The following is a 6449-nucleotide window of genomic DNA, read 5'->3' on the forward strand; positions in this document are numbered from 1 at the left end:
TTTATTAATTCTATGTAAAATTAAATGGAATTTTAATACTTTTATATGATATTAATCATATTTCACCCAAAGAGTTGAAATTTTTTTTTCAATTAATTTATATTTTCTCAATCGATATAGAAATTTAACGTCTCCAAAAATAATAAGCTAAAAATTTAATTTTTATGTGCTTATATGATAATAATCATATTTTTTTAGAACAAGTGAAATTATATTTGACAAATCAATTTTTGCCTATTAAATTAATTTTTAAAATTTAAAATAATTATAATTATGATTGCAAATAAAACGAAACTCCAACCTGAAGTTCTTGAAGCCGTAGTAATCCGGTTTGTGGGTGATTCAGGCGATGGAATGCAGTTGACAGGAACACAGTTTTCTGATACATCAGCTATGTTTGGCAATGACATTGCTACTTTTCCTAATTACCCTTCAGAAATTAGAGCTCCGCAAGGAAGTTTATATGGAGTTTCGGGATTTCAAGTTCACATTGGTAGTGTTGAGGTAAGTACTCCAGGCGATAGTGTTGATTTATTGGTAGCAATGAATCCAGCAGCATTGAAAACCAACTTATACGCATTAAAACCAGGACACACCTTAATTGTTGATACAGATTCATTTTCAAAAAAGAATTTAGATAAAGCTGAATATACTACAAATCCATTAGAAGATGGAAGTCTTGACAACTATAGAGTAATTGAAGTGGATATGACTTCATTAACCAAAACAGCTTTAAAAGATGTTGAGGGATTAGATAATAAAGCGATTTCAAGAAGTAAAAATATGTTTTCTCTTGGAATGGTTTACTGGATGTACAACCGCTCATTAGAACACACAATTGATTTCTTTAATAAAAAATTCAAATCAAAACCTTCATTAATAGAATCGAATACTAAAGTTTTAAATGCAGGTTATTATTTTGCTGAAACTTTAGAATTGATTCCAAACTCATATACCATTTCTCCCGCAAAAATGGAATCTGGAACCTATAGAATTATTATGGGGAACACCGCAACCGCTTGGGGATTTTTGGCAGCTGCTGAAAAATCTGGATTGGAATTATTCTTGGGTTCTTATCCTATAACTCCAGCAACAGATATTCTTCACGAATTGGCAAAACACAAACATTTTGGTGTAAAAGCTTTTCAAGCAGAAGATGAAATTGCAGGTGTAACTTCAGCAATTGGCGCCGCCTTTGCTGGTGATTTAGCCATCACAACAACTTCAGGCCCCGGATTAGCATTAAAAGGAGAAGCTATAGGCTTAGCCATTATGACTGAACTTCCTTTGGTTATTGTAAACGTTCAACGTGGAGGGCCTTCAACAGGTTTACCTACAAAAACAGAACAATCCGATTTATTGCAAGCAATGTATGGTAGAAATGGTGAAAGTCCAGTGATAGTTATCGCTGCAAGCACTCCTGCCAACTGTTTCAATTTTGCTTACGAAGCCGCTCGACTTGCCTTGGAACACATGACACCTGTTATATTATTGACTGATGGATATATCGCAAACGGTTCTGCTCCCTGGAAAATCAAAACGGTTTCTGAAATGCCAAATATCAAAAACAATAAGATCACGGAAGTTAAAGAAAATTGGCATCCTTATGATAGAGACGAGAAAACTCTAGCTAGAAATTGGGCTGTACCAGGAACTCCTGGTTTAGAACACAGAATTGGTGGCCTTGAAAAAGATGCTGTAACTGGAAATATTTCTTATGAGCCTATGAATCACGAAACGATGACTGCCATTAGAGAAGAAAAAATTGATCGTGTTAAATATAATATTCCAGATTTAGAAACTGAATTTGCCAGCCAAGGAGATTTATTGGTAATTGGTTGGGGAGGAACTTATGGTTCTCTGCATTCAGCGGTAAAACAAATTAATGAAGAAGGATATAAAAACATTGGATATGCACATTTCAATTACATCAATCCAATGCCAAAAAATACTGCAGCAATTTTATCTAGATTCAAAAAAATTGTGGTTTGCGAATTGAATTCTGGACAATTTGCCAGCATTTTAAAAATTAAACACAGCCAATTTGAGTTTTTACAATTCAACAAAATTCAAGGATTACCATTTGCCAACAATGATCTTATTCAAAAATTTAAAGAACTAGTATAATTATGGAAACAATTGCTGAAAAAAAATACACTTCTAAAGATTTTACAAGTGATCAAGAAGTAAGATGGTGCCCAGGATGTGATGATTACGTAATTTTACGTACGATGCAAAAAGCACTTCCAGAAATGGGTGTTGCCAGAGAAAATGTAGTTTTCGTTTCTGGTATCGGATGCTCATCACGTTTTCCTTATTATATTAATACCTATGGTATTCACAGTATTCACGGTCGTGCTCCCGGAATTGCTTCGGGTGTGAAACTGGCTAATCCTAACTTAAGTGTTTGGATTGCAACTGGAGATGGTGATGCAATGGCCATTGGTGGAAATCATTTTATTCACGTTTTACGTAGAAATATCGATTTGAATATCATTCTTTTCAATAATGAAATTTATGGTTTAACCAAAGGACAATTTTCTCCAACTTCATTAATAGGACAAAAAACAAAATCGTCACCTTACGGAAATACACAACCTCCTTTTTCTCCTGGAGAATTGGCATTAGGTGCTCAAGCTAGATTTTTTGCAAGAGTTGGTGGTGGTAGTCCAAAAGAAATGGGACAGATTTTCTTAGAAGCCCATCAGTTTAAAGGAACTTCTTTAATCGAAGTTTTACAAAATTGCGTGATTTTTAATGACGGTTGTTACAATCATATTACTGACAAAGAAGTCAAAGACGACAAACAAATCTATCTTGAACACGGAAAACCAATGATTTTCGGAAAAAACAGAGATAAAGGTTTAGTGTTAAATGGATTGAAATTAGAAGTAGTAACCATTGGCGAAAACGGAATTACCCAAGAAGACCTTTTGGTACACAATGCTAAAGAACAAGACACTACACTTCATAATATGCTAGTTAGACTAAAATCACCATTAGCAATTGGAGTTATCAGAAGTTTCGATGATGTCACTTTAGAGGAAAGAGAAGATGCATTAACAGCTCAAGTAAAAGCCAATTCTCCTTTTACTAAAACGGATGATTTGTTCTTTTCAGGAGAAACTTATGAAGTAAAATAAAATCAATTTAACAGTTAAGTTTATTATCCTATGGGATAAGTAGATTAATTAATGTAGATTTGCATCCTTTCGCAAACGAATAAAAATAATAAATATGGGTTCAGAAGCAATTATAGTTTTCTTATTAGCCGGAATTGTTCTGGTTGCAGGAGCAAACTTTTTATCAAATTTAATTTCACCAAAATCCGACAATTCACAAAAACGGGAACCGTATGAAAGTGGTATGTCCACCATTGGACCAACATGGGTTCAGTTTAAAGTTGGCTACTATTTATACGCAATCTTATTTTTGGTTTTTGATGTCGAGGTGGCATTTTTAATTCCTTGGGCAGTTGTTTTCCAAAAAATTGGAATGGTTGCCTTTTACGAAATCATCATATTTCTAGTCATATTAGGTTTAGGTTTAGCCTACGCTTGGAAAAAAGAAGCATTAAAATGGGAATAAATAACACACCTGAAATACCAGCAGATTTCCCAGGAAAAGTAATTCCTGCGGGAAATGGAGCCAATGTAATCGTTACATCTTTAGATCAAATCATCAATTGGGGTCGCTCCAACTCGCTTTGGTCACTTTATTTCGGAACCAGTTGTTGCGCCATTGAAATGATGCAAACCGGAGCTGCAAAACACGATTATTCAAGATTTGGATTTGAAGTTGCAAGACCTTCTCCACGACAAGCCGATTTAATTATTATTGCAGGAACCATCGTTAACAAAATGGCACCGGTTTTACGTCGTTTGTACGATCAAATGGCCGAACCAAAATATGTAATTGCAATGGGAGCTTGCGCTATTTCTGGCGGACCTTTCTTCTACAATTCTTATTCAGTTGTAAAAGGAGCTGACCACGTAATTCCTGTTGATGTTTATGTTCCTGGTTGTCCTCCTCGTCCCGAAGCTTTATTGGAAGGAATGTTGATGCTTCAGGCTAAAATACGAACTGAAAGTATGAAAAATAAAGTTTTCCCTATCGACGGGTTTGACGAAGGACTATAAAGTACGAGGATAGAAATACGAGGTACGAAGTGATTTTACTTTCAGCCTCTAACTTCTAACTTCTAACCTCTAACCTCTAACTTAACAATGACAAACGAAGCATTACAAAGTTTAATAAGCAGTTGGATTCCTGAGTTGGAATTTACTGAAGAAAAATCCCAGTTTTTAAATATCACCGTTCAACCCGAACAACTGCACCAATTAATGACGCAATTAAAAAGAAATTCCGAAACTAATTTCGATTATTTGTTTTGTTTAAGCGGCGTAGATTGGGGAAAGGAATTGGGAGTTGTCTATCATTTAGAATCTACTACTCACAGACATCAATTGGTTGTAAAAGTAAAAACTGAAGATCGTGAAAACCCAACATTTGATACGGTTTGCGATATTTGGTACACTGCTGAATTTCACGAAAGAGAAGTTTTTGATTTCTTCGGAATAAAATTCAACAATCATCCTAATCTAAAAAGACTCTTCTTAACCGAAGAATGGGATGGATTTCCTTTGAGAAAAGATTATGTAGATGAAATTAATATGGTTATCAAATAAGTAAAAATGGATACAACTATCATAACCAACAACTTTAAATCCGAAGAATATTTTATCAATATGGGACCGCAACACCCAGCTACTCACGGTGTTTTGCGCTTATTGTTAACTATTGACGGTGAAATAATCAAAAAAGTAGAACCAGATTTAGGATACATTCACCGTTCCATCGAAAAAATGTGTGAACGAGACAGCTATCAGCAAATTGTTCATTTGACCGACAGAATGGATTATCTTTCTTCGCACATCAATAACGAAGCGGTTTGTCTTACTGTTGAAAATGCCCTTCAAGTTGAAGTTCCAGAACGTGTAAAAGTCATACGAACCATTATTGCCGAATTGACAAGAATTGCTTCGCACACTTTATGGTGGGGAGTTATGGGAATGGATGTTGGAGCATTGACTACTTATTTCTACGGTTTTAGAGACCGCGAAATGATTAACGATATTTTCGAAGAAACTTGTGGTGCCCGTTTGACGATGAACTACAACATTCCTGGAGGATTAATGTTTGACATTCACCCCAATTTTGTAAAAAGAACTAAAGAATTCATCGCTCATTTCAAAACAAAATTACCTGAATACGATTTGCTTTTAACAGGCAATGTAATTTTCCAAAAAAGGATGAAAGGTATTGGTGTTTTATCCAAAGAAGATGCCATTTCTTTTGGAGCTTCTGGTCCAGTTGGTCGTGGTTCTGGCTATTCTTGCGATGTGAGAAAACATCATTCGTATAGTGCTTATGATAAAGTAACTTTCAACGAAATCTTAAAAACAGAAGGCGATACTTTTGCGCGTTACCAAGTTAGAATTCTAGAAATGTGGGAATCATTGTCCATAATTGAACAATTAATTGACAACATTCCAGAAGGTGACTTTTTTGCCAAAACCAACACAGTTATCAAATTACCGGATGGCGAATATTACCAAAAAGTAGAAACCGCAAGAGGTGAATTAGGTGTTTACATTATCAGTACTGGAACAAAAAATCCTTATCGAATGAAGTTCCGTTCACCAGGATTCTCAAACTTATCATTATTAAATCACATCGCCGTTGGTGGAAAAATTGGGGATTTAGTGGCAACTATGGCAACTCTAGACCTAGTAATTCCAGATATTGACCGATAAAATTAATTCTATGAACATTACAAAAAATATTCACGAATGGCTTTTTAGCCTGATGCCGCAAGCTACAGCAAGCATTGTAGAAATGGTATTAATAGCAGTAGTTTACTTAGCTATTTTTGCAGTTGCCGGTTTGTATTTGGTTTTACTTGAAAGAAGAGTTGCTGCCTGGTTTCAATTGCGTCTTGGACCAAACAGAGTGGGTTGGCAAGGATTGCTGCAAACGATGGCCGATGCTTTAAAATTAGTTTCCAAAGAGTTAACAGTTACTATAAAAGCAGACAAATTCTTATACAATTTAGCTCCTTATTTTGTTATCGTTACCGCATTAATGGCTTTGTCTCTTTTTCCTTTTTCGAAAGAATTTCAAGCTTTTGACATTAATATAGGTGTTTTCTTTTTAACAGCTATTTCTTCAATTGGAGTTATCGGGATTTTACTAGCAGGTTGGAGTAGTAATAACAAATTTGCTTTAATTGGAGCAATGCGAAGCGGAGTTCAAACTATTAGTTACGAGTTATCCGTTGGTTTATCATTATTGACACTGGTCTTAATGACAGGTTCATTACAACTTTCTCAAATAGTTGAAGTTCAAAAAGGAGTCTGGCTAATTCTTCAAGGACATATTCCTTCCAT

Annotated in this window: 7 protein-coding genes; all 7 read left to right on the forward strand. The window is 35.0% G+C overall.

Annotated features, from left to right (window positions below; all coding sequences use genetic code 11):
• Positions 1–273 precede the first annotated feature (273 nt).
• The gene (locus PHC28_RS14075; RefSeq protein ID WP_300101886.1) at positions 274–2127 is read left to right on the forward strand and encodes a 2-oxoacid:acceptor oxidoreductase subunit alpha; all 1854 of its coding nucleotides are present in this window, start codon (positions 274–276) and stop codon (positions 2125–2127) included.
• Between the two features lie 2 nt (positions 2128–2129).
• Positions 2130–3143 carry a 2-oxoacid:ferredoxin oxidoreductase subunit beta gene (locus PHC28_RS14080; RefSeq protein ID WP_300101888.1) on the forward strand — a complete coding sequence of 338 codons (1014 nt, stop codon included), beginning with the start codon at positions 2130–2132 and terminating at the stop codon, positions 3141–3143.
• A 94-nt stretch (positions 3144–3237) separates the two neighbouring features.
• Positions 3238–3588, forward strand: coding sequence for an NADH-quinone oxidoreductase subunit A (locus tag PHC28_RS14085; protein WP_300101890.1), 351 nt, complete (start codon positions 3238–3240; stop codon positions 3586–3588).
• On the forward strand, positions 3579–4139 hold the full coding sequence (locus tag PHC28_RS14090; protein WP_300101892.1) for an NADH-quinone oxidoreductase subunit B: 561 nt from the start codon (positions 3579–3581) through the stop codon (positions 4137–4139). The genes PHC28_RS14085 and PHC28_RS14090 overlap by 10 nt, the downstream gene beginning before the upstream one ends.
• Before the next feature lie 87 nt (positions 4140–4226).
• Positions 4227–4688 (forward strand): NADH-quinone oxidoreductase subunit C, encoded by a 462-nt coding sequence (locus tag PHC28_RS14095; protein WP_300101894.1) that lies wholly within the window; start codon positions 4227–4229, stop codon positions 4686–4688.
• Between the two features lie 6 nt (positions 4689–4694).
• Positions 4695–5816 carry an NADH-quinone oxidoreductase subunit D gene (locus PHC28_RS14100; protein WP_300101898.1) on the forward strand — a complete coding sequence of 374 codons (1122 nt, stop codon included), beginning with the start codon at positions 4695–4697 and terminating at the stop codon, positions 5814–5816.
• 10 nt (positions 5817–5826) lie between these two features.
• Positions 5827–6449, forward strand: a 623-nt coding sequence (locus PHC28_RS14105) for a complex I subunit 1 family protein (protein WP_300101901.1), incomplete at its 3' end; no start/stop codon positions are given.

Source organism: Flavobacterium sp. (assembly GCF_028712645.1).
In the GTDB taxonomy this organism is placed as follows: domain Bacteria; phylum Bacteroidota; class Bacteroidia; order Flavobacteriales; family Flavobacteriaceae; genus Flavobacterium.

Coding starts and splice junctions, on each gene's coding strand:
- PHC28_RS14075 (WP_300101886.1), top strand. CDS start 274: ATGATTGCAAATAAAACGAAACTCCAACCTGAAGTTCTTGAAGCCGTA.
- PHC28_RS14080 (WP_300101888.1), top strand. CDS start 2,130: ATGGAAACAATTGCTGAAAAAAAATACACTTCTAAAGATTTTACAAGT.
- PHC28_RS14085 (WP_300101890.1), top strand. CDS start 3,238: ATGGGTTCAGAAGCAATTATAGTTTTCTTATTAGCCGGAATTGTTCTG.
- PHC28_RS14090 (WP_300101892.1), top strand. CDS start 3,579: ATGGGAATAAATAACACACCTGAAATACCAGCAGATTTCCCAGGAAAA.
- PHC28_RS14095 (WP_300101894.1), top strand. CDS start 4,227: ATGACAAACGAAGCATTACAAAGTTTAATAAGCAGTTGGATTCCTGAG.
- PHC28_RS14100 (WP_300101898.1), top strand. CDS start 4,695: ATGGATACAACTATCATAACCAACAACTTTAAATCCGAAGAATATTTT.